Below are 25,380 nucleotides of genomic sequence, written 5' to 3'. Positions count from 1 at the left end.
CGGCAGTTCGAGGGCGCCTGGCCCTACCTCGAGCTCATCGCGGGGGCGGTCGGGGTCGCCGACCCGCTCGACCCCCGGGTGGTCGAGGCGTACTGGGTGGGCAACGGGCTGCTGCCACGGGTGGGCACCGCCGTGGTCGGCGACTCGATGGAGGACCGGTTCCGCCACCGGGCCGGGTCGCGGTTCGCCAGCCTCGCCGAGGGGGTCCTGGCGGGCGGGCTGCCCACGCACAGCTTCCACGTGCTCTGCATCTACCCCTGGATCGGGCTGCTCGGCGACGACCGCCGGCACCAGGCCGCGCTGACCGTCCTCGACCGGTGCCGGATCCGGTGGGGTCAGGTGCTCTCGGTCACCGGCGACCAGGTAGTCGTGGAGTCGCGGGCGCTGACCTGGGACGGCCGCCGCCTCGAGCTCGGACCACCGGGGGTGGAGACCGCGGTGCGGGCCCTCGACGGGTTCACGCTCGCGCCCGACCTCGTGCCCGGCGACTGGGTGGCGCTGCACTGGGAGTGGGTGTGCGACCGGCTCAGCGCCCGGCAGCTGGCCTCCCTGAAGCACTACACCCGGCACCACCTGGGGATCGTCAACAACGGGGTCGATCACCCCGGGCCGGCAGCGGTGCTGGGCTGAGGCACCACCCCGGCGCGGGCCTGGTCGGCGGCACCCGGCAGCACCCAGCGGTGCAGCAGCCGCCAGGTCAGCGGCTCGCCGACCGACCGCGGGCTGTACCCCGGCTCGCGCAGGAGCAGCTCTCCGCCGGCGGTCTCCACGACCAGGTCGGTCCACGGCCCGCGGTAGCGCAGGGCCACCAGCCGTCCGGGCTCCGGACCGTCCGGGGCTGCCCACTCCGGTCGCACGAGGACCCGCCCCTCTGGCAGGTCCAGCACCGCGCCCGGACCGGTGATCCGCGCGGCCCACTCGTGCACCGGGTGGTCGTACACGTCCTGCGGCGTGCCGACCTGCACCACCCGGCTGGCGTCCAGCAGGGCCACCCGATCGGCCAGCGCCAGGGCCTCGGCGGCGTCGTGGGAGGAGTAGACCGCCGCCGCGCCCGTCGCCCGCTGCCGCTCCGCCATCTCCTGCAGGAACACGTCCCGCACGTGCGTGTCCAGGTGTGCCGTGGGCTCGTCGAAGAGGTAGAGCGAGGCACCGCGCGCCAGGGCCCGGGCCAGCCCGACCCGCTGCTGCTCGCCGCCGGACAGCTCCGCGGGGCGCCGCGCGGCCAGGTGCCCCACGTGCAGCCGCCCCAGCAGCTCGGCCGCCTGGCGCCGTGCGGCCTCCCGGGGCACGCCCCGGCGCCGCAGCGGGTAGGCCACCGTGTCGACCGCGCTCAGGTGCGGCCACAGGGCGTTCTGCTGGAACACCACGGCGACGTCGCGGCGCTCCGGCGGCACGGTCTGCCCCGCGCCGGCGACCACCCGACCGCCCAGGAGCACCGTGCCCGAGCGGGGCTGGACGAACCCGGCGACGGTGTCCAGCAGCGTCGACTTGCCCGACCCGGACGGCCCCAGCAGCGCCAGCACCTCCCCGGTGGACACCTGCAGGTCGACACCCTGCAGGGCGGGGACGCCGCCGTGGTCCACGGAGAGGTCGCGGACCTCCATGCTGTATTCGCGGGTGGTCCCGACCGGGGGCGGCTCACCGCGCACGGTGCGCCCCCACCGCGTCCGCGGGCGTGGGGGCGCCCGCGGACGGCATACGCAGGTGTCGGGCCAGCAGCCAGACCAGCAGCCCGGGCACGAGCACCAGGAGGGTCAGCAGGACCGACAGCGCCGAGGTGACGCCGATGCCGCCGAGCTCCTGCGCATTCAGCACCACCACGGCCACGGTCTGGCTGCCCGGGCCGTAGAGCAGGGAGGACATCGTGAGCTCGTGCAGGCAGGTCAGCAGGCAGACCAGCCAGGCGGTGAGGAGGGCGGGGGCGAGGGGGCGCAGCGCGACGGTCCGGGCCGCGGTGAGGGGCCCGGACCCGGAGACCCGGGCCGCCCGCAGCTCGTACACCGGCATCCTGTCGAGCGCGCCGGAGACCGGACGGTGGGCGTAGGCCCAGAGCTTGGTGACGTAGGCGAGCAGGATGATCGCCAGCGTGCCGCCCAGCCACCGGCCGTAGGCGATGAGCAGGGCGACCGCCACGGTGGACCCGGGCAGCACCAGGGTGAGCGTGACGACGGTGCCCAGTAGGCGGCCGCCCCGGCGTCGTTCGAGGACGGCCACGGCGCCGCCGAGGAGGGTGAGGAGGGTGGCCGCCGTGACGCCCAGGAGCACGCTGCGGCCGATGGCGGCCAGCGTGTCCGGGCCGGCCGCGGCGCGGAAGTGGTCAAGGGTCCAGTTCGACGGGGTGGGGGGCACGCCGACGGCGCGGGTGACCGACGCGGCGCCCAGGGCAAGGAGCGGGACCACTGCCGTGAACAGCAGCCAGAGCGCCAGCACCCCGGCCACGACCCGGCCGGCCGCCCGGCTGCCCTCGGCGGACGCGACGGGCGAGGTGTGGCCCTGACGCGCTGCCCTCAGCCGCGGGGCGAGCACGACGTCCGCGGGGGCGACGACGGCGGCGGCGATGACGACGAGCAGGAGGGCGAGGGCGACCGCCTCGGTGAACGAGCCGGGGGCGGACCCGAGGGCCAGGTCCGAGTAGATGCGCGTGGTGACCGTCGTGAAGGACGCGGGTGCGCCGAGCACCTGCGGGACGGCGAAGCTCTCCAGCGTCACGACGAACACCAGCACTGCCGCGGCGGCGATGCTCGGGCGCAGCAGGGGCACGGTCACGGTGCGCAGGGTCGCCAGCTCGCCGGCGCCGCTGGCCCGGGCGGCGCGGGCCATCTCTGGCTCGGCACGGGCGGCGAGCCCGGCCGCGGTCACGGCATACACGATCGGCACAGCCGTCACGACGAGGACCACGAGGACCCCGGCGACGCCGAGCACCGCAGGCCAGTGCACTCCGAGGAGCTGGTCGGTGAACCCGGCGCGGGCATAGGCCTGGGTCCAGCTGTAGCCGAGGACGAACTGCGGCACGAGCAGGGGGAGCAGGACGGCCACCTGCCAGAACCGGCGCGCCGGGACGGCGGTGTGGGCCAGCGCAAGGGCACACGCCGTGCCGAGCGGGACGGCCACGAGGGTCACCCCCACCGCCAGCAGCAGTGTCCGCAGGACCGTCGCACCGAGACCGGGTGAGCCGGCGAGACCCGCCACCGTGTCAGGACCCTCGGCGACGGTCTGGACCAGCCGGGCCAGGGGCACCACCACCAGCGCGAGCACGGCGGCGACGACGAGAGCGGCAATGAGGCCCGGCACGGACGGGCCGCGACGCCGGCCGGTGCGGCTCATCCGCCGAAAACCCGCCGGTAGTCCGCGAGGAGCTCAGGCGCCCGGTCACCGAGGCCGGCCCAGTCGGGGGACACCACCGCGGCGCCGGCGGGCACCGGCGGACCGCTCACACCCGGCAGCGTCGGGTAGGCCCCGGTGGACGCCAGGGCCTGCTGTCCGGGCCGGCTGACCACGAACGTGATGAGGTCCTTGGCGGCGGCGGGGTGCTTCGAGCTGCGGGACAGCGCGACGGGTCCCCAGACGGCGATCGCACCCGGCTTCGGCCAGACGACCTCAACCGGCGAGCCAGCCTTCTTCGCGGCGTTGGCGGAGCTCGAGATCGTGATGCCGGCGCGGTAGACCCCCTGCGCGACACCAGTGGTCACCTCGTCGGGCGTCTTCACGACGACGGCGCCGTTGGCCTTGAGCGCTGTGAGGTACGCCGTGCCGAGCGAGGGGTCCTGCGCGAACCAGCCGAAGGCCCCCAGCGCGGACGCGGCGAACGAGGGGTCGGCCAGGGCGACGGCGTCACGGTAGGCCGGCGTGGCCAGGTCCGACCACGAGGTGGGCGCGGGGGTGCCGGTGTGGTGCACCGCCACGACGTACAAGAGCGCACCTCCCACCGCGTCCCTGGTGCGGTAGGCCGCCGGGATGGCGCCGGCGTTGGGCGGCGCCCAGCCGCCGACCAGGCCCTGCGCGGCATAGTGCTCCACGGTCAGCGGGTCGCAGGCCCACACGACGTCGGCACGCAGCCCGCCCGAGCGGACGTCCCCGGCGACACGGGCGTTGATCTCGCCGGTGGGCGCGCGGAAGACCTGGACCCTGACGTCGGGGTGCTGCTTGGCGAACGCGGCAAGGACCGCCTTCTGCGTCGTGTCGGTGACACAGGTATAGAGCGTCAGCGAGGTCGGCGCATGGGCATCGGGGCCGGAGGCGCTGCCATGACAGGCGGCTGCGACCAGCGACGCCAGCGCGAGGCCAGCCATCGAGATGGTCCGGGTGCGTCCTCGCGCGGCCACGGCTCAACCCTCCGGAGGCAGTGGCCCGAGGATCCACGAGCGGCGGGCAGCCGCCGTGACGCTGCTGGCTGCGACCGGGGACGCAGCCTCGAGTCCCGGGCGTGCCGAGGTGTCCGGGGACCAGCTGACGGGGTCGTCGGTCAGGCCGAGCAGCCAGGTGACCGAGCAGTCCAGGGCCTGCGCCAGCTCGGGGAGCTTGGCCAGGTCGAGGCCGGTGCCGTGCTCCAGGCTGCTGACCGCCTTGTTGGTGGTCGTGACGCCGAGCCGTGCCAGGCGGGTGACGACCTGCTTCTGGGTCAGGCCGAGTGCGCGACGCCGGAGCCGGAGCCGCTGGCTCACGACCATGTGCCGGTCCGAACCGAGGTCGCCGGGTGCACCCATGACCATCTCCCCGCCCGATTCCCCTGGGGACATTTCAGTCTCGACCCGCTCGGGGAGTCCGTCAATCAGCGAATGATGGTCACGCGGGAGTGGCGTCCTCCGGCGGCGCCGCCTCCATGTCGGCCAACGCGTGGACCTCGTAGGTGGCGTAGTTGAAGACCGGCGCGAGGCCGAGGAGCTGCTCGAACTCCTCGTGCGAGTCGACGTCGTAGATCCACGCACCGCCGTGGCTGCCGACCACGTGGTAGCGGGCCAGGACCTTGCCCTGCGCCTCCAGTCGCTGTCCGTAGGCCGGCATCCGGCCGATGGCCCGGGCCAGCTCGCCGGAGACCAGGGTGAGGTCGATGCGCCACAGCACCAGGAACTTCACGGCCGGCCCATCACGGGTGTCGCCCGGCGGCCAGCGCCTCGCCCACGACCAGGCCGAACGGCAGGTCGCCGCACGCGTTGAGGTGCAGGCCGGGCACCGCGGCGCCCTCCCACAGCCGGGCCAGCGGCAGCGAGCGCAGCAGGTCGCCGGTCACCACGCCGGGGGCGGAGGAGACCAGCACCCGGCCGTCGCGGCTGACGAAGGCGGCGGGCCCCTCGACGAGGTCGAGCCAGCCCTCGGCCAGCTGCTCGACGTGGCGCACGTAGACGTCGCAGCCCACGACCCCGGCCAGCGCCTCGCCGCGGTGCACCGGCATGGTGAAGGTGAGGGTGTACTCGTCGGTGCACAGGTAGTCGACGTACGGCCCGGTGATGTGCCGCCGTCCGGTCGTGGCCGGCACCGCGAACCACGGCAGGGTCGTCCAGTCCCGGAAGGTGTCGCCGGCCGGGTCGGTCTCGACGACCAGCCGCTGCGGTGCGTCGCCCGGCTCGTCGGCGGTCCACCACTCCAGCCAGTACGCCGTGTCGTCCAGGGCCGCGGGCGCGGCCACGAAGCCGGCACCCACCACGGCGAGGTCGGTGTCGGCGAGCAGCCGCGTGGCCACGGGGGCGACCAGGCGCGCCATACCGGCGGTGGTCGGCTCCTCGGCGAGCGCACGCCGGGTCGCGGCTTGAAGGGGCGCGAGGCGGGCGAAGTGGTCCTCGGCCCAGGCGAGGAGGGCACCGGCCGCGCGAGCGGGGCCGTGAGCGGCCGTCGGGGCGAGGCTCATGGTCTCCACGGTAGGTCCGGCGAGGCTCATGCGCGTCGTCCTTGTGCCTGACGTCGCAGGCTGAGGGCCAGCCCGACCGCGTCGGCGACGTGCGCCTCGGCCAGGGTGCGCGCCCTGTCGGCGTGGCCGCGGCTGATCGCCCGGGTCAGCGTGCGGTGCGCGGTGCAGGCCGACTCGTGGGCGTCGCCGTCGTCGAGGGCCAGCCACAGCAGCGGGCCGACCTCGGACTGCAGCCGGATCTCCTCCCGGGTCAGCCGGGGCGACTGGGCCGCGGCGGCCACCTCGACGTGGAACTGGCCCTCGGCCCGGCGGCGCTCGCGGGCGGTGGCGGCGTTGTCGAGGTCCTTCATGGCCTCCTCCAGCCGGGCGAGGTCATCGGGCCCGGCCCGCTCCGCGGCCAGCCGGGCCGCCGAGCCGGACAGGGCGGCGTAGTGGTCGCCGAGGTCGCGCAGGTCGCGCGGGGACACCTCCTCCAGTCGGGCCAGCAGGGCCGAGGCGGCGGGGTCGGGTGGCGCGGTGACGAAGCTGCCGCCGCCCCGGCCGCGGCGGGTCTCGACCAGCCCGCGGTGGCGCAGCGTGGTCAGCGCCTCCCGCACGGTGACCGTGGCGACGCCGAAGCGGGCGGCCAGGTCGGCCTCGCTGGGCAGCTGGGTGGCGTCGGGCAGCAGGCCCAGCGCGATGGCGTCGGACAGGCGCCGGGCGACGATCTCGGCGCGGCTCTCCTGGGCCAGGGGGGCGAAGACGGCGCTGCGGGCGCGCTGGCTCAGGTGCATGGCCTCCGGCACGTTGCGTCCTCCTCACTTCGCCGCGGTCCCCCGAAGGGTAGGCGACCGGCCGCGGGTCACAGTGTGGTCACTCGCCCTTTCGACCCTTGTGCAATGACCTATGAAGTCATACGTTAAGCGCCACGTCCAGAGCCTGTGGACCGATTTCCGCACGTCCCCACATCGCACAGGAGCTCACCGATGGCGCAAGCAGCGACGCCCGGACAGCAGACCCGGTCGGCGGTGACCGCCCCAGCCATCCGCCTCGAGGCGGTGCGCAAGTCCTTCGGCGAAGTGGACGCGGTGCGCGGGGTGGACCTCGACATCGCCGACGGCGAGTTCTTCTCCATGCTCGGCCCGTCCGGCTCAGGCAAGACCACGGTCCTGCGGATGATCGCCGGGTTCGAGGCGCCGACTGGCGGCCGGATCGTGCTCGACGGCCAGGACGTCACCCGGGTGCCGCCGTTCGACCGCGACGTGAACACGGTCTTCCAGGACTACGCGCTCTTCCCGCACATGACCCTGGAGCAGAACGTCGCCTACGGGCTGCGGGTCAAGGGTGTGGGCCGCGCGGAGCGGCACCGGCGCGCCAACGAGGCGCTAGAGCGGGTGCAACTGCCCGGCTTCGGCGGGCGTCGCCCGTCCCAGCTCTCCGGTGGCCAGCGCCAGCGCGTGGCCCTCGCCCGGGCCCTCGTGAACGAGCCCAAGGTGCTCCTGCTCGACGAGCCGCTCGGTGCGCTCGACCTCAAGCTGCGCCAGCAGATGCAGGTCGAGCTCAAGGCGATCCAGCGCGACGTCGGCATCACCTTCGTCTTCGTCACCCACGACCAGGAGGAGGCGTTGACCATGAGCGACCGGATCGCCGTCTTCAACAACGGCCTGGTCGAGCAGGTCGGCACGGCCACCGAGGTCTACGAGCAACCGAAGACGCCGTTCGTCGCCGGGTTCGTCGGCACCACGAACCTGGTCGACGGATCCGCCGCCGAGATCCTGTTCGGCCAGCCGGGCACCTGGAGCATCCGCCCGGAGCGGGTGCGCGTGGTCGACCGGTCCACCGGGGCCGGCCCGACCGAGCGCAGCGTCGACGGCACCGTGCGCGAGGTGGTCTACCTCGGCTCGGCGATCCGGCTGCTCGTGGACACCCCGGCCGGCACCTCCCTGGTGGCCACCCAGCCCAACCTGGCCACGGCACACACCCAGCTCGACGACTGGCTGGGCCGCCCGGTCCGCCTCGTCTGGCACCAGGACCACGCCCACCGCGTCGGCGCGGCCTGAGCCCTCCCGTCACCACCCGGAACACCTTGGAGGTCACCATGTTCAAGCCCCGACCGCTCGCGGCGGCCGTCGCCGCCGTCGGTGCGCTCGCGCTGGCGGCGTGCGGCTCGTCCACCAGTGGTGGCAGCAGCGCCGGCGGATCCACCCGTCAGCCCCCGCCCAAGGTCGCCATGGCCCAGAAGGTCGGGCCCGGCGAGGGCCAGCTCAACGTCGTGGCGTGGGCGGGCTACGCCGAGGACGGCTCCAACGACCCGACCCAGGACTGGGTGCACCCGTTCGAGAAGGCCACCGGGTGCCATGTCAACGTCAAGGTCGCCAACACCTCCGACGAGATGGTCACCCTGATGCACACCGGGGACTACGACGTGGTCTCCGCCTCCGGCGACGCCACGCTGCGGATGATCTACTCCGGCGACGTGGCCCCGGTGAACACCGCGCTGGTGCCCAACTACGCGACCATCTTCCCGTTCCTCAAGGACCGCGACTGGAACTCGGTCGAGGTGAACGGCAAGCGCCAGATGTACGGCATCCCGCACGGCTGGGGCGCCAACCTGTTGATGTGGAACGAGGGCGTCGTCAAGACCCCGCCGACCTCGTGGGGCGCGGTCTTCGACCCGAACTCGCCGTACAAGGGCAAGATCACGGCCTACGACTCGCCGATCTACATCGCCGACGCCGCGCTGTACCTCATGAAGACCAAGCCGGACCTGGGGATCAAGAACCCGTTTGCGCTGGACGACAAGCAGTTCAAGGCCGCGGTCGACCTGCTCAAGGCCCAGCGCCCGCTCATCGGGGAGTACTGGGCCGACTACACCAAGGAGGTCCAGGCCTTCGAGTCCGGCACCTCGGTGATCGGCACGACCTGGCAGGTCATCACGAACCTCGTCCAGTCCGACAAGAAGGTCAAGGTCAAGGCGATCGTGCCGACCGAGAACTCCACCGGTTGGTCGGACACGTGGATGGTCTCCTCGAAGTCCAAGCACCCGAACTGCTCCTACCAGTGGATGAACTACATCGTCTCGCCCAAGGTCAACGCCCAGGTCGCGGCGTGGTTCGGTGAGGCGCCGGCGCAGTCCGGGGCGTGCACTCAGCCGGGCATGCAGGAGCAGTGCGCGACGTACCACGCCGCGGACAAGGCCTACTCGGACAACATCTACTACTGGACCACGCCGACGAAGGCCTGCCTGGACGGGCGCACCAACGTGACCTGCGTCGACTACAGCAAGTGGACCCAGGCCTGGACCGAGATCAAGGGCTGACCGTATGCCGGGTCGTTCCGTCTCCCGTGTGCTCCACCAGCACCCGCGGCTCCGGCTGGGAGGGCTGCTCTCCCTGCCGGGGCTGTGGCTGGTGGTCGCCTACCTCGGGTCGCTTGCGGCCATGTTCGTCACCGCGGTCTGGACGACCGACACGTTCACCGGCGAGATCATCCGCCAGTTCACCTGGGAGAACTTCCAGACCCTGCTGTCGGACTCCGTCTACCGCACCGTCGCGCTGCGCAGCCTGGGCGTGGCGGCGGCGGTGACGGTGGTCGACGCGCTCATTGCCCTTCCGATCGCGTTCTACATGGCCAAGGTCGCCGGGTCGCGCGCCCGTCAGGTGATGGTCGTCGCCATCCTGACCCCGCTGTGGGCCAGCTACCTGGTCAAGGCGTACTCGTGGCGGATCATGCTCGGCGACAACGGAGCGATCAACTGGGCGCTGGGGCCGTTCGGGATCCACGGACCCGGCTACGGGCTGTTCGCGACCGTGCTGACCCTGGCCTACCTGTGGCTGCCGTTCATGATCCTGCCGGTCTACGCCGGGCTGGAGCGCGTGCCCGACTCCCTGCTGGAGGCCTCGAGCGACCTCGGGGCGTCGTCCACGAGGACGTTCCGCTCGATCGTCATGCCGCTGCTGTTCCCGGCGCTGGTGGCCGGGTCGATCTTCACGTTCTCGCTGAGCCTGGGTGACTACATCACGGTCAAGATCGTCGGCGGGGCCACCCAGCTGTTCGCCAACGTCATCTACGACAACATCGTGACCGCCAACAACCTGCCGTTCGCCGCCGCCGCGGCGACGTTCCCGGTGCTGGCCATGGTCATCTACCTGCTACTCGTCCGGCGCACCGGCGCCCTGGACAACCTGTGAGGAGCGCCCCGTGATCCTGTCCACCCGCGCCAAGATCCTGCTGCGGGTCGCCGTGGTGCTCGGGCTCGCCGCGATCTACGTGCCGCTGTTCGTGGTGCTGGTCAACAGCTTCAACACCTCCCGCACCTTCGGCTGGCCGCCCTCGGGGTTCACGCTGGAGTGGTGGCAGCGGGCCGCGGCCAGCGAAGGCGTGCTCAACGCGGTGGCCACCAGCGTCAAGGCGGGTCTCGGTGCCACCGCCATCGCCCTCGTCCTCGGGACGATGGCGGCGTTCGCAGTCCAGCGATTCCGCTTCTTCGGGCGGGAGTCGGTGTCGTTCCTGGTGCTGCTGCCGATCGCGCTGCCGGGCATCGTCACCGGCATCGCGCTGAACAACGCCTTCCGGTCACTGCTCGGCGGGCTCAGCCTGATGACCGTGATCATCGGCCACGCGACGTTCTGCATCGTCGTGGTCTACAACAACGTCCTCGCCCGGCTCCGCCGCAGTGGCACGTCGCTGGAGGAGGCCTCGGCCGACCTGGGGGCGGGCCTCGGCCAGACGTTCCGGCTGGTCACCCTGCCGGTGATCCGCTCGGCGCTGTTCGCCGGCGGCCTGCTGGCGTTCGCGCTGTCCTTCGACGAGATCATCGTGACCACGTTCACCGCCAGTCCGGGAGTGCAGACCCTGCCGCTGTGGATCTTCGGCAACCTGTTCCGCCCCAACCAGGCGCCAGTGGTCAACGTCGTGGCGGCGGTGCTCATCGTCGCCTCGTTCGTGCCGGTCTACCTCGTGCAGCGCATCGGCGGTGGCGAGAGCGCCGGCGGCCGCATCTGACGCGCCCGACACTGCGGACGACTGAGCGGGCGGTATGCCGGGTGGCTGGCTAGAGCACCCGCCACCCCTTCGCCGGTGGCGGGGGAGGGGACATCCCGGGGTCGGCGTCGGTGAACGGACGGGCCGCCTGTGCCATCCGGGCCAGCTCGGCCGCCCCGCGCACGCCGGCCGGGAACGGCATCCGGCGCACCCGGCGCAGCAGCTCGTCCTCGTCCGGTGGTGTGCGTCCGGCGACCAGCACCGTGTTGCCGAACCGCCGGCCCTTGAGCACCTCGACGCTGGCGACCAGGGCCAGCTGCGGCAGGCTCGGCCGGCCCGCGGCGGCCACCCGGGCGACGTAGCGCAGCCCGGGCTCGTCGGCGAGGTTGGCCAGCAGCACGCCACCGGGCTTGAGCACCCGGGCCACCTCGGCCAGGAACTCGCTCGTGGTGAGCTCGGCGGGGACCCGGCCCGCGGCATACGCGTCGAGGACCACCACGTCCGCGCTGGCGTCGGCGAGCTGCCCAACGCCGGTGCGGCCGTCCAGCGGGCGCACCCGGATGCGGTGCCGGCGGGGCAGCGGCAGCTCGCGGCGCACGGCCTCGGTGAGTGTGGTGTGCGGCTCGAGCACGATCTGCGGGGAGCCGGGGCGCTCGGCGTTGACCCAGCGCGCCAGGGTCATGCCGCCGCCGCCGATGTGGGTCACGCCGAGCGGTCCGGGCGGCAGCGTCTGCAGCACGCACGCGAAGTACTGCACGTAGTCGAAGACCAGGTGGGTGGGGTCGCCCGGGTCGACGTGCGACTGCGGGGTGTCGCCGAGCATGACGGTCACGCCGCCCCGCCCGTCGTCGTCCGGGACGAACCCGACCTCCTCGGCACTCAACTACGGACGCAGCATCGTCTTGATGGCGCGGCGCTCGTGCATCGCGGCGTAGCCCTCGGCGACCTCGGACAGCGGGATCTCGAGGTCGAAGACGAGGCCGGGGTTGATCGCCCCGGAGAGCACGTCGTCGCGCAGCTGCGGGAGGTACTCGCGCACCGGGGCGATGCCACCGGCGAGGCCGACGTTGCGCACGAACATGTCGCGCAGCGGCAGCTCGATGCCGTGCGGCACACCGACGTAGCCGACGGTCGCGCCCGGGCGGGCCACGGCGATCGCGGTCTTCATGGCCTGGTCGGTGCCGACGCACTCCAGCACCGCGTCGGCGCCGACGCCCTTGGTCAGCTCCAGCACCGCGGCGATGCCCTCCTCGCCGCGCTCGGCGATGACGTCGGTGGCGCCGAACTCGCGGGCGATGGTCTGGCGGGCGGCGTGCCGCGACATGGCCACGACGCGCGCGGCGCCCATCCGGTGCGCCGCGAGCACGCCGGAGAGGCCCACGGCGCCGTCACCCACGACGACGACCGTGTCGCCCTCGGCGACCTGCGCGGCGACCGCGGCGTGCCAGCCGGTGCCCATGACGTCGGACAGGGTCAGCAGCGAGGCGACCATCGACTCGTCGGGGACCTCAGGAGTCGCGACGAGCGTGCCGTCGGCCAGCGGCACGCGGACGATCTCGCCCTGCCCGCCGTCGACCAGGCCGCCGTCGTGGTCGTGCCCGCCCCAGAACCCGCCGGTCGAGCAGGCGGACTGGATGCCGTTCTGGCAGTGCGGGCACGTGTTGTCGGAGTACATGAACGGCGCGATGACGAAGTCACCCGGCTTGACCGAGGCGACCGACGCGCCGACCTCCTCGACGATGCCGACGAACTCGTGGCCGATCCGCGAGCCCTCGGTGATCGGGTTCTCGCCGCGGTAGGGCCACAGGTCGGAGCCGCAGATGCACGAGGCGGTGACGCGCACGATGGCGTCGGTCGGCGCGAGCAGGGTCGGCTCGGGCACGTCGGAGAGTCGGATGTCGAACGGGGCGTGGATCGTCGTGGCCTTCACAACCCGACAGCATCCGTGGCGAGGCGGACCCGATGCAAATGCGACGATGCGCGCATGCCTCCTCGTCGTCGCATCGCGCCCACCGCCGGACTGCAGGCGCTGCAGGTATGGCGCGCCGACCCCTCCGCCGCCGACCGCACCACCGTGGCCACCGCGGTGCGGTTCACGCTGGAGGAGCTGGCCGCCCGCGCACCGGGACGGACGCTGGAGGTCCGCGTCCCGCCATACGGCGCGGTGCAGTGCATCGAGGGGCCGACCCACACCCGCGGCACGCCGCCGAACGTCATCGAGACCGACGCGCCGACCTGGCTGGCGCTGGTGACTGGTGAGCTGGGCTGGGCCGAGGCCGAGTCGGGTGGGACGGTCCGGGCCAGCGGCCAGCGCGCGGACCTGTCGGGGCTGCTCCCACTGATAAGCAAAAGTTGAATGCTTGATAACCTCGCCTTATGCATCGTCGTCTCGCCGTCATCCCGCTTGCCCTGACCTCCGTCCTCGCCCTGGCCGCCTGTGGCTCGGGCAGCAGCGCCAAGACCGACACGGCGAGCGGCCTGGCCAAGGCCGGCGTCATCACGACCTGCACCCACCTGCCCTACCCGCCGTTCCAGTCCGAGCAGGGTGGCAAGGTCGTCGGGTTCGACGTCGACGTCGTCGACCGGGCGGCGAAGGACCTCGGGGTCAAGCAGGCCTTCCTCGACACCCCGTTCGAGAACTTCAAGACCGGCGCGTTCCTCAACACCCGGCAGTGCGACGTGGCCGCCGCGGGCATCACGATCACCGACGAGCGCAAGAAGAACGTCGACTTCTCGGAGCCGTACTTCGACGCCACGCAGGCGCTGCTGGTCAAGAAGGGCAGCAGCATCGCGAACCTCGCCGGGGCCAAGGGCCACAAGATCGGCGCCCAGACCCAGACCACGGGTGAGGAGTTCGCGACGAAGCAGGGGCTGGACCCGGTCTCGTTCGAGTCCAGCGACGCGCTGCTCAACGGTCTGCGCACCGGCCAGGTCGAGGCGGTCATCACCGACTACCCGGTTGTTGCCGGCTGGTTGAAGAAGCCCGACCTGGCCGCCGAGTTCGAGGTCAAGGACAACCTCAACACCAGCGAGCGGTACGGGATCATGGTCCGCAAGGGCAACACCAAGCTCGTCGCCGCGCTGAACAAGGCGATCGAGGAGATGAAGGCCGACGGGTCCTACAAGGCCAGCTACGAGAAGTGGATCGGCCCCTATGTGCCGGCCACCACGGCCACGAAGTAGCCGGTCGTGGCGCTCTCACCCCGCCAGCGACGACGGTGGTCGCGCGGCGCGCAGTATGCCGTGTTCGTCGCCGTGGTCGTGCTGGTCGCGGTCAAGGCCGACTGGGCCCAGCTGCAGAACCAGTTCGCCCAGGGCGACCTGGCCGGCCAGCTGTTCCCTGACATCATCACCGTCGCGCTGCGCAACACCGTCATCTACACCCTCGCCGGGTTCGTCGTCGGCCTGGCACTCGGAGTGGTCATCGCGCTGATGCGGCTCTCGTCGGTCGGGCCCTACCGGTGGTTCGCCACGGTCTACGTCGAGCTGTTCCGCGGGCTGCCGGCCGTCATCGTCTTCATCCTCATCGGCGTGGCCATCCCGCTGGCGTTCCCCACAGCCGTCATCCCCGGCGGCACCATGGGCAAGGTGGCGCTGGCGCTGGGACTCGTCGCCGCGGCATACATGGCCGAGACGATCCGGGCGGGCATCCAGGCGGTGCCGCGCGGGCAGGTGGAGGCGGCGCGCTCGCTGGGCTTCAGCCACGCGAAGGCGATGCGCTCGATCGTCATCCCGCAGGCGTTCCGCATCGTCATCCCGCCGATGGCCAACGAGCTCGTCCTGCTGTTCAAGGACTCCTCGCTGGTGCTGTTCTTCGGCGTGACCATCGCCGAGCGCGAGCTGACCGCGTTCGGGCGCAACCTGGCCAGCGAGAGCGCCAACTCGACGCCGATCCTGGTGAGCGGGCTGTGCTACCTGCTGCTGACCATCCCGCTGGGCTTCCTCGCCCGGTGGCTCGAGGCGAGGGGAGCCCGGTCCCGATGAGCACCGACACGACACCCGAGATCAGGCTCACCGGCCTGCGCAAGAGCTTCGGCGACCTCGAGGTGCTGCGTGGCATCGACCTCGAGGTCACCAAGGGGCAGGTGGTCTGCGTCATCGGCCCGAGCGGGTCGGGCAAGTCCACGCTGCTGCGCTGCGTCAACCTGCTGGAGCATCCGAGCGCCGGCACGGTCACCGTCGGCGGCGCCGAGCTGACCGACCCGGACTGCGACCTCGACCGCGAGCGACGGCGGATCGGCATGGTGTTCCAGCAGTTCAACCTCTTCGGGCACCTGTCGGTGCTCGACAACGTCGCCCTGCCGCAGCGGCGGGTCCTCGGCACCGACAAGGCCACCGCCGAGCGGGTTGCTCGCGACAACCTGTCGCGGGTGGGCCTGGCGGACAAGGCGAGCGCCTTCCCCGCCCAGCTCTCCGGGGGCCAGCAGCAACGGGCGGCCATCGCCCGCGCCCTTGCGATGGGGCCGGAGGTGATGCTCTTCGACGAGCCGACCTCGGCGCTCGACCCCGAGCTGGTCGGCGACGTGCTGGCGGTCATGCGCTCGCTGGCCGAGGAGGGCATGACGATGCTGGTCGTCACCCACGAGATGAGCTTCGCCCGCGAGGTCGCCGACCGGGTGGTGTTCATGGACGGCGGCCACGTGGTCGAGGACGGCCCGGCCCGCGAGGTGATCGGGGCTCCCCGGCACGAGCGCACCCGCGGCTTCCTGGCGCGGGTGCTCGACCCGGCTGCTGCCCCTCTGGCGGGCGGGGCAGACTGAGCCGCATGCGATTCGGCCTGACCATCCTGCCCGAGCACCGCTGGAGCGACGCCGCACCGATGTGGCGGCAGGCCGACGAGTGGGGCTTCGACCATGCCTGGACCTATGACCACCTCACGTGGGCGGGGCTGCCGGACGAGCCGTGGTTCGGCACCACGCCGACGCTGACCGCCGCGGCGCTGGTCACCGAGCGGGTCCGGCTGGGCACGTTCGTGGCCTCGCCGAACTACCGCCACCCGGTGACGTTCATGCGTGACCTGCTCGCCCTCGACGACGTCTCCGGGGGGCGGGTCATCGCCGGCCTGGGCACCGGCGGCGACCTCGACTCGCGCCTCCTCGGCGACCCGGGGCTAAGCGTGAAGCAGCGGGTCGACCGGTTCGAGGAGTTCGTGACCCTGCTGGACCGGGTCCTCACGCAGGACCACGTCGACCACGACGGGGAGTACTTCCGGGCGCAGGACGCCCGCACGCTGCCCGGGTGCGTGCAGCAGCCGCGGATCCCGTTCGTCATGGCCGCCAACGGCCCGCGCTCACTGCGGCTGGCGGCCCGGTTCGGCGCCGGGTGGGTCACCACCGGCCCGAAGGTGGACACGCTGGAGGAGTGGTTCACCGCCGTGGGTGCCCTCTCGGAGCGGCTCACTCAGACCCTGGCGGACGCCGGTCGCGACACCGCGGGCTTGGAGCGCTACCTCAACCTCGACTCCTCGCCGCAGTTCTCGATGGAGAGCGTCGGCGCATTCGAGGACCTGGTCGGGCGGGCGGCCGAGCTCGGCTTCACCGACGTGATCAGCCACTGGCCGCGGCCCGAGGGCGTGTATGCCGGTCGGCGTGAGGTCCTCGAGCAGGTCGCCACCGAGGTCGTCCCCCGCCTGCGCCGCGACCTCGCCTGACGTCATGCCTTCGACGGGATGACTCGGCGGCGTCGCGTCAGGCGAAGGGGAACAGCGCGATCGGCGGTGTGGTTGGGCTCGTGGAGCCACCAGCGGGCTCGACCGTGATGCCGGCACCGACCGCCTGGGCGGCGTCGCCGTCGAGCACCATGCTCACCTGCTTCTGGCTGCCCTCGGGCATGAGGCCGGCCTTGACCATGGTTCCGTCCTTGTGCTGGAGCCAGACCTCGTAGACGTGGCCGGCCGGTGCCGCCGGCATGTTGTCGGCGACGATGACCGCCTTGCCCATGCTCGGCGAGCGCACGATCGTCGCGCGGGCCCCGCCGAGGGTCTTGGCGAAACGCTGGGCGTCAGCGGCCGCCAGGACGCGCTGGGTGGCGTCGAGCGGCGTGCTGGAGTGCTGCCACGGCTGCCACACAACGGCCAGCGCGAGCAGGGCCGCGGCAGCGACCCCGATCAGCCACCGGGCAGGCGTGGCGAGGCGGCGGGCCCGCCGCTGGGCGAGCTCGTCGGTGGCGGCGGGGGCAGCCGGGGCGTCCGGCGCCGGGTTGACCGGCTCCTTGGCCTCGGTCACCGGCGTCTCGGGCACCGGCACCACGACCACGGCGGGCTCGGCGAGCTGGAGGGCGCCCTCGGGTTGGTCGACGACCGGCGGCAGGGGGCGGACGGAGGAGATGTCTCGCAGCACGGCGGCGCGCAGGGACGGCGGAGGGGTGACCTCGGTCAGGCCCGCGAGCTCGCCGGCGGCGGCGCGCAGGGTCGCGACCTCGTCGCGGCACTGGCTGCACACCGCGAGGTGCTTCTCGAACGCGACCCGCTCCTCGCCCTCGACCGCGTCGACGGCGTAGGCGCCAGACAGGCCGTGGATGTCGTCGTTCATGACTCGAGTCCTAGCGTGTCGCGCAGACGGATCAGGCCATCGCGGATGCGGGTCTTGGCCGTGCCGACAGGTAGTTCCAGCATGGCTGCCACCTCCCGATGTGTGTAGCCCCCGAAGTAGGCCAGCTCGAGCGCTCCGCGCTGGGCCTCGGTGAGCGTGTCCAGTGCCCGGCGCACCCGTTGGGCGTCCAGGCGGCGATGAGCCTCCTCGCTCGTGGCGTCGTAGGCCGGGGACTGGTTCCGGGCCTCGTACGCCGCATCGCGTCGCCCCGCTGCCTCGGCCGAGCGGACCCGGTCGACCGCCTTGCGGTGGGCGATGGTGAGCATCCAGGACAGTGCCGACCCGCGGTCGGCGTCGAACCGCGCGCTCATCCGCCAGATCTCCAGGAACACGTCCTGGGTGACCTCCTCGGCCTGCGCGCGGTCACGGACCACGCGCAGGACGAGGCCGAAGAGGCGGGAGGAGGTCGCGTCATACAGCCGGGTGAAGGCCTGCTCGTCCCCGAGCGAGCAGCCCTTGAGCATCTCCGCGAGCTCGGTGGACCGGGCGTCGCCCGGGCCGCCGGTGGGCACACTCGTCCCCCCGAGCGACGGATCGACCGGAGGGACCAGTGCCATGCGGACCATGATGCTCTACCTGGGCAAATCCGCTCAGGCCTTGGGGACCAGGACGTTGTCGATGATGTAGACGGTGGCGTTGGCCGTCGGCACATTGCCGCAGATGACCTTGGCGTTGCCGTCCACGGTGAAGTTCGCGCCGGAGCCGGCCACCGTGATCGAGCCGCCGCCGAGGGTCTTGTGCGTGCCCGCGAGCTGCTCGGGGGCGAGCTTGCCGGCCACGACGTGGTTGGTCAGCACCTTGGTCAGCAGGCCCTTGGGGTCCTTCATCGCCTTGTCCAGGGTGGCCTTGTCGAGCTTGCCGAAGGCGTCGTTGGTCGGGGCGAAGACGGTGATGCCCTGGGCCGAGTTCAGCGTGTCGACCAGGCCGGCCTGCTTGACCGCGGTGACCAGCGTGGACAGCAGCGGGTTGTTGCTCGCGGCGGTGGCGACCGGGTCGGTGGCCATGCCGTTGAAGCTGCCCTTGCCGTCCTTCGGCACCGCCGCGCAGCTGGCGCCGAAGACCATGGCCGAGGCGTCGCTGGACGAGGACATGGTGTCCGAGGGGCTGGAGGTCATCGAGTCGGAGGACGTCGAGGACGAGGAGCTGCTGGCAGCGTCGGTGCCGCTGTTGCCACAGGCAGCCAGGCCGAGCGGGAGGGCGAGGGCGAGGCCGGCGATGGCGCTGGCGCGACGGATCTTCATGGCGTGGTCTCCTTGTGTCTGATGTCCTGCTTGCACTGGTAGTTCGATGCTGATCTGCGGCTGGATTGGTCTGAGGCGCAATAGTTTTCAGCGACCAGGTCGCGTCTCAGCCGACCAGCACGATGACTTCCTGGATGCCGCTGGAGCCGCTGGGAAACGGGGTGGCGCGCTGGTCGGTCTGCACCGCGCCGGTGCGGTCGATGGCGCGTGCGCGCAGCTGGTGACGGCCGGAGGTGGCCTTCCACGGCAGGTACCACTGGCGCCAGTAGTCGAGGCCGACGTCGGGCCCGAGCGTGGCCTGCTGCCACGGGCGGCCGTCGATGCTGACCTCGACCCCGGCGACCCCGCGGTGCTGCGCCCAGGCGACGCCGCCGATGGCGTGGTGCCGGCCTGGATGGTCGACAGCGGTCGCGGGGTGTCGATGCGGGCCGAGGTCTTGATCGGTGCGTCGGTCGCCCACTTGCGCCGGGTCCAGTACGCCTGGTCCTTCGCGTAGGTGGTGGCCGTCAGCGTGGTCAGCCACTTGGTGGCACCGACGAAGCCGTACAGCCCCGGGGTGACGAGCCGGGCCGGGAAGCCGTGCTTGTCCGGCAGCGGCTTGCCGTTCATCCCGACCGCCACGAGCGCGTCGCGGCCGTCGCGCACGACCTTCATCGGGGTGCCGATGGTGAACCCGTCGACGGCGGTGCTCAGCAGCTGGTCCGCGTCGGCGTGGACGCCGGCCCGCTCGAGCAGGTCGGACAGGCGCACGCCGAGCCAGCGGGCCGCCCCGACGTAGCCGCCGCCGACCTCGTTGCTGACGCAGGTCATGGTGATGTCGCGCTCGATGAGCGGCATCGCGAGAAGGTCGCGGTAGCTGAAGGTCAGCTCGTGGTCCACCATCCCGGTGATGCGCAGCCGCCAGCGGTCAGCGCTCACCCGGGGCACGACGAGGTTGGTGTCGACCCGGTAGAACGCGGCGTTGGAGGTGCGCAGCGGCGAGATGCCGTCGACCCTGGCCTCGAGCCCGGCGGGCAAGGCGGGTGCGGGGTCGCGCGGCGCGGGCAGGGTGGTGACCCCGGTGTCGCCGGAGCCGGCCAGCTTCTGGCCCAGGGCGGCCACGCCGACGGCTCCCACTGCCACCCCGGTCGCGCCGAGGAGGAAGCTGCGCCGGCTGTCGCCGGCCGTGGGGTATGCCGACCGGGCCAGTCCGCCGCGGGCCGCACCGCCGTCGATGAGCCGGAACAGCAGCACGAGCACGCCCAGCCCGACCACCGCGGCGGTCACGCCCGGGAGCGCGTCCGCCGGGGCGGCCACGGGACGGGTCAGCGCCGCGGCGGTGGCCAGGGCGGCCAGCACCACGACGAAGGACACGGCGACGGCGGGACGGCGCCGGCCCAGCACGCCCGCCGCCGCCGCGAGCAGGAGGGTCACGAGGGTGACGCTGCCCAGCAGGATCAGCTTGTCGTTGGTCCCGAAGTGGGCGACCGCCCACTCCTTGACCGGGGTGGGGGTCGCGTCGATGACGGTCGAGCCGACCGCCAGCACCGGTGAGGCCGCCGGGTTGGTGAGGCCGGCCACCAGGTGACCGGCCGCGATACCCGCCACGGCGGCGAGCACGCCGGTGACGGCGTGGCGCCACGAGGCGCTGACGGCGGTGCGGATCCCCATGCCTGGTCTTCGGTGCCCGGCCCCGTCCGGATGGGTCCGGAGCCGATCGCCTACCGTGGGAGGCGTGAGTGAACCGTCCCGCCGCCGTGGGCGCCGTGCGCCCAAGATCGGCCCGTTCCTGCTGACCGGGGGCCTGCTCGGCCTGGTCGCCGGGCTGGTGATCAGCGCCCTGGGGCCGGCTACCAACCGCTACGGGGCGATGGGCGAGCTCGGCTTCCTCGGCCTGGGCTGCGCCGCTCTGGGCGTGCTGCTCGGCGGGATCGTCTTCGTCCTGCTCGACCGACGCGCCTGAGCGCCCTGACCGCTGTGCGAGACTGAGCCCGTGGCACGCGGTGACGGGCACTTGTCCCACGACCTCCTCCCCGGCGAAAAGGGCCCGCAGGACGCCTGCGGCGTCTTCGGTGTCTGGGCGCCCGGCGAGGACGTCGCCAAGCTGACCTACTTCGGGCTCTACGCGCTGCAGCACCGCGGGCAGGAGTCGGCCGGCATCGCGACCAGCGACGGCAAGCGCGTGCTGGTCTACAAGGACATGGGCCTGGTCTCCCAGGTCTTCGACGAGACCAGCCTCGGGTCGCTCAAGGGGCACCTCGCGGTCGGGCACTGCCGCTACTCCACCACCGGTGGCAGCACGTGGGAGAACGCCCAGCCGACCCTCGGCGGCACCGACCAGGGCACGGTGGCGCTGGCCCACAACGGCAACCTCATCAACTCCGCCGAGCTGCGCGACCTGCTCCAGGAGCGCAGCGGGCAGGGCTTCTCGGGCCACCTCGGCGGCGAGCTGCGCCGGGGCAACACCACCGACACCGCGCTGGTCACCGCGCTGCTGACCGACGACCCCGACCGCAGCCTGGAGGCCGCCGCGCTGGACGTCCTGCCGCGGCTGCGGGGCGCGTTCTGCTTCGTCTTCATGGACGAGCAGACGCTGTATGCCGCCCGCGACCCCCAGGGCATCCGCCCCCTGGTCCTCGGCCGCCTCGAGCGCGGCTGGGTGGTCGCCTCCGAGACCGCGGCGCTCGACATCGTCGGCGCCAGCGTGATCCGCGAGGTCGAGCCCGGCGAGCTGATCACCATCGACGCCGACGGCCTGCGCTCCCGCCGGTTCGCCGAGCCCGAGCCCAAGGGCTGCGTCTTCGAGTACGTCTACCTGGCCCGCCCGGACACCACGATCAACGGCCGCGGCGTGCACGAGGCCCGGGTCGAGATGGGCCGGCAGCTGGCCCGGGAGCACCCGGTCGAGGCCGACATGGTCATGCCGACGCCGGAGTCCGGCACGCCGGCGGCGATCGGCTACGCCCAGGAGTCCGGCATCCCCTACGGCCAGGGCCTGGTCAAGAACTCCTACGTCGGGCGCACCTTCATCGCGCCGAGCCAGACCATCCGCCAGCTCGGCATCCGGCTCAAGCTCAACCCGCTGCGTGAGGTCATCCGCGGCAAGCGCCTGGTCGTGGTCGACGACTCGATCGTGCGCGGCAACACCCAGCGGGCGCTGGTGCGGATGCTGCGCGAGGCCGGCGCCGCCGAGGTGCACGTGCGCATCTCCAGCCCGCCGGTGCGCTGGCCGTGCTTCTACGGCATCGACTTCGCCACCCGGGCCGAGCTCATCGCCACCGGCCTCGGCGTGGAGGAGATCCGCGCCAGCATCGGCGCCGACAGCCTCGGCTACATCAGCGAGGACGGCATGATCGCCGCCACCGACCAGCCCCGCGAGCGGCTGTGCACGGCCTGCTTCAGCGGGGTCTATCCCGTGGAGCTGCCCTCGCAGGACCGCCTCGGCAAGGGCCTGCTGGAGCTGGAGCTGCCCATCGCGACCGGGCAGGTCGAGGCCTCCGACGCCGGCACGGTCGACGTCGAGGGCGTCAGCACCGGCGTCGGCGGCGGCGCCTCCGACTCCCTGTCCCGCCCCTGACCGGCACGACCCGACCGCACCCGGCCGCACGGCATACCGGAGGACCGATCCCGTCATGACCACCCCGAGCACCCCCATCACCTACGCCGGGGCCGGCGTCGACGTCGAGGCCGGCGACCGCGCGGTCGAGCTGATGAAGGCCTCGGTCCGGCGGGCGCAGCGCCCCGAGGTGCTCGGCGGCCTCGGCGGCTTCGCCGGGATGTTCGACGCGTCGGCCCTCAAGGGCATGGCCCGGCCGGTGCTGGCCACCTCCACCGACGGCGTCGGCACCAAGGTCGCCATCGCCCAGCGGATGGACAAGCACGACACGATCGGCTTCGACCTGGTCGGCATGGTCGTCGACGACATCGTCGTGTGCGGGGCCGAGCCGCTGTTCATGACCGACTACATCGCCACCGGCCGGGTGGTCCCCGAGCGGATCGCGGCGATCGTCTCCGGCATCGCCGCCGCCTGCGAGGTGGCCGGCACCGCGCTGGTGGGCGGCGAGACCGCGGAGCACCCCGGCCTGCTCGGGCCGGGGGAGTACGACGTGGCCGGCGCCGCGACCGGCGTCGTGGAGCACGACGACGTGCTGGGCCCGCAGCGGGTCCGGGCCGGTGACGCCGTCGTCGCGCTGGCCTCCTCGGGCCTGCACTCCAACGGCTACTCGCTGGTGCGCGCGGTCTTCGACCGCGCGGGGTGGGCGCTGGACCGCCACGTCGAGGAGCTCGGCCGCACCCTCGGCGAGGAGCTGCTCGAGCCCACCCGCGTCTACGCCCGCGACCTGCTCGCCCTGATCCGCACCCCCGGGCTGGACGTGCACGCCCTGAGCCACGTCACCGGCGGCGGCCTGGCGGCCAACCTGGCCCGGGTGCTGCCGCAGGGCACGTTCGCCCGGCTGGACCGCGCCTCCTGGACGCCGCCGGCGGTGTTCACGCTGGTGCAGCAGCTCGGGCAGGTGCCGGTCGCCGACGTGGAGCGCACGCTCAACATGGGTGTCGGCTTCGTGGCGGTGCTGCCGGCGGAGCAGGCCGACCTCGCCGTGCGCACGGCGCAGGCGTCCGGCCTGCCCGCCTGGGTGCTCGGCGAGGTCAGCGACCGCGCGACGGCGGCGGTGCAGGACGGCGTCGAGGTCGTCCACGGCGCCAAGGGCGTCGACGGTGGCGCGGTCCAGGTCGTGGGGACGCACCCTGCCTGACCGCGCCAGGGGCAGGAGGCAAGACGGGCGGCCACGCCGTGATGAGGCGCGCGTCGGCGACGGGCGCCCTGGCCGCGTCACGGCATACCGGCTCGACGCACGGTGCCCGAGGGGCTCACGGCACGCGGCCGTCAGCCACCGCTGTGCACCGTCCCGAGGGGCGGTGCACATGACAAGGTGCCGTCACCGCTCTCGCGGCAGCAGCACCCGGTGGAAGGGTGAGGGTGATGACCTGCCCGTCCGTGGACGGGACTGACGGCGCCGCGCCCCGGAGGGCGCGGCGCATGAGGTCAGCGTTGGCCTGACGCCCACTTCCCGTAGTCGTCGTCGTAGTCCTCGCCGTCGTCGACGTCGGAGCTGCGCTCCGGCTCGGTGTACGACGATCCGTGCAGTTCTCGCTCAAGCGCGCTCAAGTCAGTGTCGGGGGAGAAGTACTTCAGCTCCCGAGCGACCTTCGTCTGCTTGGCTTTGGCCCGGCCGCGCCCCATGGCGTCGACCCCCTCATGCGTCTGCCGGGACGGCATCGCTCGGTCGAGCCCACCGGTCAGCGGGTTCGACTCCACGGAGCGGTCCCGGGAATCTCGTATTTCGTGGTGGTAACGCTACAGGAGCAATGCAAATTCGCGCTGCCCGGTCGAGGGTGTGCCGTCCCACTTCGTGGCCGGATCGTGCTCCGCCGGCGCCAGACCCGTGCGGGTCCGGCGCCGGCGGTGGGGCAGATGTCCGATAGTTGGCGATCAGCGGCCGCTGGGCAGCCAGATCCGGGACGGGTTGCCGACGGTCGCCATGCGCCGCTCGGCGATCCGGTCGGCGGCCACGGCCGGGGAGGTGCCCTCCTGCTCGGCCATCCGCAGCACCGAGGCGGTCGCCTCGAAGATGCCGGTGGCGCGCTGCTTGGCCCGCTCGAAGCTGAAGCCGTGCAGCTCGTCGCTGACCTGGATGACGCCGCCGGCGTTGACCAGGAAGTCGGGGGCGTAGGTGATGCCCCGCTTGAGCATCCGGTCGGCGCTGCCGCCGGGACCCTCGGTGACGAGCTGGTTGTTGGCCGCACCGCAGACGATCTGGGCGGACAGGACGTCGACGGTCAGGTCGTCGAGGGCGCCGCCGAGCGCGCAGGGGGCGTAGATGTCGATGTCGGAGCGGACCAGGGACTCCACGTCGTCGACCACGTCGACCTGCGGGTGGAGCACGCGCAGCGCCTCCAGTGCGGCCGGGTTGACGTCGGTGGCGACCACGTGGGCGCCGTCCTCGAGCAGGTGGCCGGTGAGGATGCGCCCGACCTTGCCCACGCCGGCGACACCGACCGTGCGACCGTGCAGGCTGGGGGTGCCCCACACGTGCTGGGCGCTGGCGCGCATGCCCTGGAAGACGCCCCAGGCGGTGAGCACGGAGGAGTCGCCGGCGCCGCCGTTGGCCTCGCTGCGGCCGGTTGCGAAGCGGGTCTCCTTGCCGACGACGTCCATGTCGGCCACGTAGGTGCCCACGTCGCAGGCGGTGACGTAACGCCCGCCGAGGCTCTCGACGAAGCGGCCGTAGGCCCGCAGCAGCGCCTCGGTCTTGTCCTTCGCGGGGTCACCGATGATGACCGCCTTGCCGCCGCCGAGGTCCAGGCCGGCCACGGCGTTCTTGTAGGCCATCCCCCGGGACAGGCGCAGCACGTCGGCGAGCGCGTCCTCCTCGCTGGCGTAGGGATAGAACCGGGTGCCGCCGAGCGCCGGGCCGAGCGCGGTGCTGTAGATGCCGATGATGGCGCGCAGGCCGGTAGCCTTGTCGTGGCAGAACACGACCTGCTCGTGGCGGTCCTCGGCGTGGTCGGGCGAGGGCGGTACGACGGGTGACGCGGTCACGGTGGTGACTCCTCGGGGTGGATGGGGCGCGCGGGTCTCGCGGCGGAAATCAGCCTATTCCGCTTCCTGTCACGGCGGAGTAACTAGTTCTTTTGGGGCATCAGATATGACACGTCTTGATTGTTCCCAAGTCGTCACCAATGTCCGAAACTGATGGTGTGCCCC

The 25,380-nt window shown here is 72.6% G+C and carries 28 protein-coding genes; 13 read left to right on the top strand and 15 right to left on the bottom strand.

The genetic code is table 11. The features are described from left to right. On the top strand, positions 1-630 hold a 630-nt coding region (locus ACXVGS_RS09845; protein ID WP_458536899.1), incomplete at its 5' end, for a DUF6390 family protein. Here ACXVGS_RS09845 and ACXVGS_RS09840 read toward each other — a convergent pair. From ACXVGS_RS09840 to ACXVGS_RS09810, 7 genes are all read right to left on the bottom strand, one after another. Beyond that, positions 600-1,604, bottom strand: a complete 1,005-nt coding sequence (locus tag ACXVGS_RS09840; protein WP_458529138.1) for an ABC transporter ATP-binding protein — start codon at positions 1,602-1,604, stop codon at positions 600-602. The two genes, ACXVGS_RS09845 and ACXVGS_RS09840, sit on opposite strands and share 31 nt — an antisense overlap. A 34-nt stretch (positions 1,605-1,638) precedes the next feature. Beyond that, positions 1,639-3,324, bottom strand: coding sequence for an ABC transporter permease (locus tag ACXVGS_RS09835; RefSeq protein ID WP_458536898.1), 1,686 nt, complete (start codon positions 3,322-3,324; stop codon positions 1,639-1,641). Then, entirely contained in the window at positions 3,321-4,322 is a 1,002-nt protein-coding gene (locus ACXVGS_RS09830) for an extracellular solute-binding protein (RefSeq protein WP_458532165.1), read from the bottom strand. Before ACXVGS_RS09830 ends, ACXVGS_RS09835 begins: the two co-directional genes overlap by 4 nt. A 3-nt stretch (positions 4,323-4,325) precedes the next feature. Then, positions 4,326-4,703: a helix-turn-helix domain-containing protein gene (locus tag ACXVGS_RS09825; RefSeq protein ID WP_458534771.1), complete on the bottom strand. Its 378-nt coding sequence runs from the start codon at positions 4,701-4,703 to the stop codon at positions 4,326-4,328. Between the two features lie 79 nt (positions 4,704-4,782). Then, positions 4,783-5,073 (bottom strand): muconolactone Delta-isomerase family protein, encoded by a 291-nt coding sequence (locus ACXVGS_RS09820; protein WP_458529134.1) that lies wholly within the window; start codon positions 5,071-5,073, stop codon positions 4,783-4,785. 10 nt (positions 5,074-5,083) lie between these two features. After that, positions 5,084-5,842, bottom strand: a complete 759-nt coding sequence (locus tag ACXVGS_RS09815; RefSeq protein ID WP_458536897.1) for a cache domain-containing protein — start codon at positions 5,840-5,842, stop codon at positions 5,084-5,086. A 26-nt stretch (positions 5,843-5,868) separates the two neighbouring features. Next, positions 5,869-6,627, bottom strand: coding sequence for a FadR/GntR family transcriptional regulator (locus ACXVGS_RS09810; RefSeq protein ID WP_458532167.1), 759 nt, complete (start codon positions 6,625-6,627; stop codon positions 5,869-5,871). Positions 6,628-6,807: 180 nt separating this feature from the next. Here ACXVGS_RS09810 and ACXVGS_RS09805 point away from each other — a divergent pair, with 180 nt between their 5' ends. Genes ACXVGS_RS09805 through ACXVGS_RS09790 form a run of 4 tightly spaced genes read left to right on the top strand, consistent with a single transcriptional unit; the run spans position 6,808 to position 10,825 of the window. Next, positions 6,808-7,881, top strand: a complete 1,074-nt coding sequence (locus tag ACXVGS_RS09805; RefSeq protein WP_458529131.1) for an ABC transporter ATP-binding protein — start codon at positions 6,808-6,810, stop codon at positions 7,879-7,881. Positions 7,882-7,919: 38 nt separating this feature from the next. Further along, the gene (locus ACXVGS_RS09800) at positions 7,920-9,140 is read left to right on the top strand and encodes an ABC transporter substrate-binding protein (protein ID WP_458529130.1); all 1,221 of its coding nucleotides are present in this window, start codon (positions 7,920-7,922) and stop codon (positions 9,138-9,140) included. Between the two features lie 4 nt (positions 9,141-9,144). Beyond that, entirely contained in the window at positions 9,145-10,011 is an 867-nt protein-coding gene (locus ACXVGS_RS09795) for an ABC transporter permease (protein WP_458532168.1), read from the top strand. Between the two features lie 10 nt (positions 10,012-10,021). Continuing rightward, positions 10,022-10,825 (top strand): ABC transporter permease, encoded by an 804-nt coding sequence (locus ACXVGS_RS09790; RefSeq protein WP_458534770.1) that lies wholly within the window; start codon positions 10,022-10,024, stop codon positions 10,823-10,825. Between the two features lie 49 nt (positions 10,826-10,874). Here ACXVGS_RS09790 and ACXVGS_RS09785 read toward each other — a convergent pair whose 3' ends face one another. Both ACXVGS_RS09785 and ACXVGS_RS09780 read right to left on the bottom strand, forming a co-directional pair. Then, entirely contained in the window at positions 10,875-11,687 is an 813-nt protein-coding gene (locus tag ACXVGS_RS09785) for a spermidine synthase (RefSeq protein WP_458532170.1), read from the bottom strand. Then, the gene (locus ACXVGS_RS09780) at positions 11,688-12,734 is read right to left on the bottom strand and encodes a zinc-dependent alcohol dehydrogenase family protein (protein ID WP_458529126.1); all 1,047 of its coding nucleotides are present in this window, start codon (positions 12,732-12,734) and stop codon (positions 11,688-11,690) included. It lies immediately after the preceding gene. Between the two features lie 54 nt (positions 12,735-12,788). Between ACXVGS_RS09780 and ACXVGS_RS09775 the strand changes: the two genes are divergently transcribed. Genes ACXVGS_RS09775 through ACXVGS_RS09755 form a run of 5 tightly spaced genes read left to right on the top strand, consistent with a single transcriptional unit; the run spans position 12,789 to position 16,454 of the window. Next, entirely contained in the window at positions 12,789-13,160 is a 372-nt protein-coding gene (locus ACXVGS_RS09775; protein WP_458536896.1) for a sterol carrier family protein, read from the top strand. Between the two features lie 20 nt (positions 13,161-13,180). Continuing rightward, positions 13,181-13,987, top strand: a complete 807-nt coding sequence (locus ACXVGS_RS09770) for a transporter substrate-binding domain-containing protein (RefSeq protein ID WP_458529124.1) — start codon at positions 13,181-13,183, stop codon at positions 13,985-13,987. Positions 13,988-13,993: 6 nt separating this feature from the next. After that, positions 13,994-14,788: an amino acid ABC transporter permease gene (locus ACXVGS_RS09765; protein ID WP_458536895.1), complete on the top strand. Its 795-nt coding sequence runs from the start codon at positions 13,994-13,996 to the stop codon at positions 14,786-14,788. After that, positions 14,785-15,564, top strand: coding sequence for an amino acid ABC transporter ATP-binding protein (locus tag ACXVGS_RS09760; RefSeq protein ID WP_458532859.1), 780 nt, complete (start codon positions 14,785-14,787; stop codon positions 15,562-15,564). Before ACXVGS_RS09765 ends, ACXVGS_RS09760 begins: the two co-directional genes overlap by 4 nt. Before the next feature lie 5 nt (positions 15,565-15,569). Continuing rightward, the gene (locus tag ACXVGS_RS09755; RefSeq protein WP_458529121.1) at positions 15,570-16,454 is read left to right on the top strand and encodes an LLM class flavin-dependent oxidoreductase; all 885 of its coding nucleotides are present in this window, start codon (positions 15,570-15,572) and stop codon (positions 16,452-16,454) included. A 37-nt stretch (positions 16,455-16,491) separates the two neighbouring features. Here the strand turns inward: ACXVGS_RS09755 and ACXVGS_RS09750 are convergent, their stop codons facing one another. From ACXVGS_RS09750 to ACXVGS_RS09735, 4 genes are all read right to left on the bottom strand, one after another. Beyond that, positions 16,492-17,334, bottom strand: a complete 843-nt coding sequence (locus ACXVGS_RS09750; protein ID WP_458529120.1) for an anti-sigma factor — start codon at positions 17,332-17,334, stop codon at positions 16,492-16,494. Continuing rightward, positions 17,331-17,960: an ECF RNA polymerase sigma factor SigK gene (gene sigK / locus ACXVGS_RS09745; protein WP_458529119.1), complete on the bottom strand. Its 630-nt coding sequence runs from the start codon at positions 17,958-17,960 to the stop codon at positions 17,331-17,333. Before sigK ends, ACXVGS_RS09750 begins: the two co-directional genes overlap by 4 nt. A gap of 24 nt (positions 17,961-17,984) precedes the next feature. Then, on the bottom strand, positions 17,985-18,635 hold the full coding sequence (locus ACXVGS_RS09740) for a fasciclin domain-containing protein (RefSeq protein ID WP_458532858.1): 651 nt from the start codon (positions 18,633-18,635) through the stop codon (positions 17,985-17,987). An 87-nt stretch (positions 18,636-18,722) separates the two neighbouring features. After that, positions 18,723-20,285, bottom strand: a complete 1,563-nt coding sequence (locus ACXVGS_RS09735; protein ID WP_458536894.1) for a molybdopterin-dependent oxidoreductase — start codon at positions 20,283-20,285, stop codon at positions 18,723-18,725. Positions 20,286-20,349: 64 nt separating this feature from the next. Between ACXVGS_RS09735 and ACXVGS_RS09730 the strand changes: the two genes are divergently transcribed. Genes ACXVGS_RS09730 through purM form a run of 3 tightly spaced genes read left to right on the top strand, consistent with a single transcriptional unit; the run spans position 20,350 to position 23,368 of the window. Then, entirely contained in the window at positions 20,350-20,577 is a 228-nt protein-coding gene (locus ACXVGS_RS09730) for a hypothetical protein (RefSeq protein WP_458529116.1), read from the top strand. 30 nt (positions 20,578-20,607) lie between these two features. Next, positions 20,608-22,191, top strand: a complete 1,584-nt coding sequence (gene purF / locus ACXVGS_RS09725) for an amidophosphoribosyltransferase (RefSeq protein WP_458529115.1) — start codon at positions 20,608-20,610, stop codon at positions 22,189-22,191. 55 nt (positions 22,192-22,246) lie between these two features. After that, positions 22,247-23,368 carry a phosphoribosylformylglycinamidine cyclo-ligase gene (purM, locus tag ACXVGS_RS09720; RefSeq protein WP_458534766.1) on the top strand — a complete coding sequence of 374 codons (1,122 nt, stop codon included), beginning with the start codon at positions 22,247-22,249 and terminating at the stop codon, positions 23,366-23,368. Positions 23,369-23,658: 290 nt separating this feature from the next. On the opposite strand, the gene ACXVGS_RS09715 is transcribed toward purM, so the two are convergent. Then, a complete protein-coding gene (locus ACXVGS_RS09715) occupies positions 23,659-23,856 on the bottom strand; it encodes a DUF3073 domain-containing protein (RefSeq protein ID WP_141790715.1) in 198 nt (65 codons plus the stop codon). 249 nt (positions 23,857-24,105) lie between these two features. Further along, on the bottom strand, positions 24,106-25,215 hold the full coding sequence (locus ACXVGS_RS09710) for a Glu/Leu/Phe/Val dehydrogenase dimerization domain-containing protein (RefSeq protein ID WP_458529113.1): 1,110 nt from the start codon (positions 25,213-25,215) through the stop codon (positions 24,106-24,108). Between the last annotated feature and the right edge of the window lie 165 nt (positions 25,216-25,380).

It is taken from the genome of Oryzihumus sp., from assembly GCF_054325275.1.
This window is presented reverse-complemented; position numbering and strand designations above follow the sequence as displayed.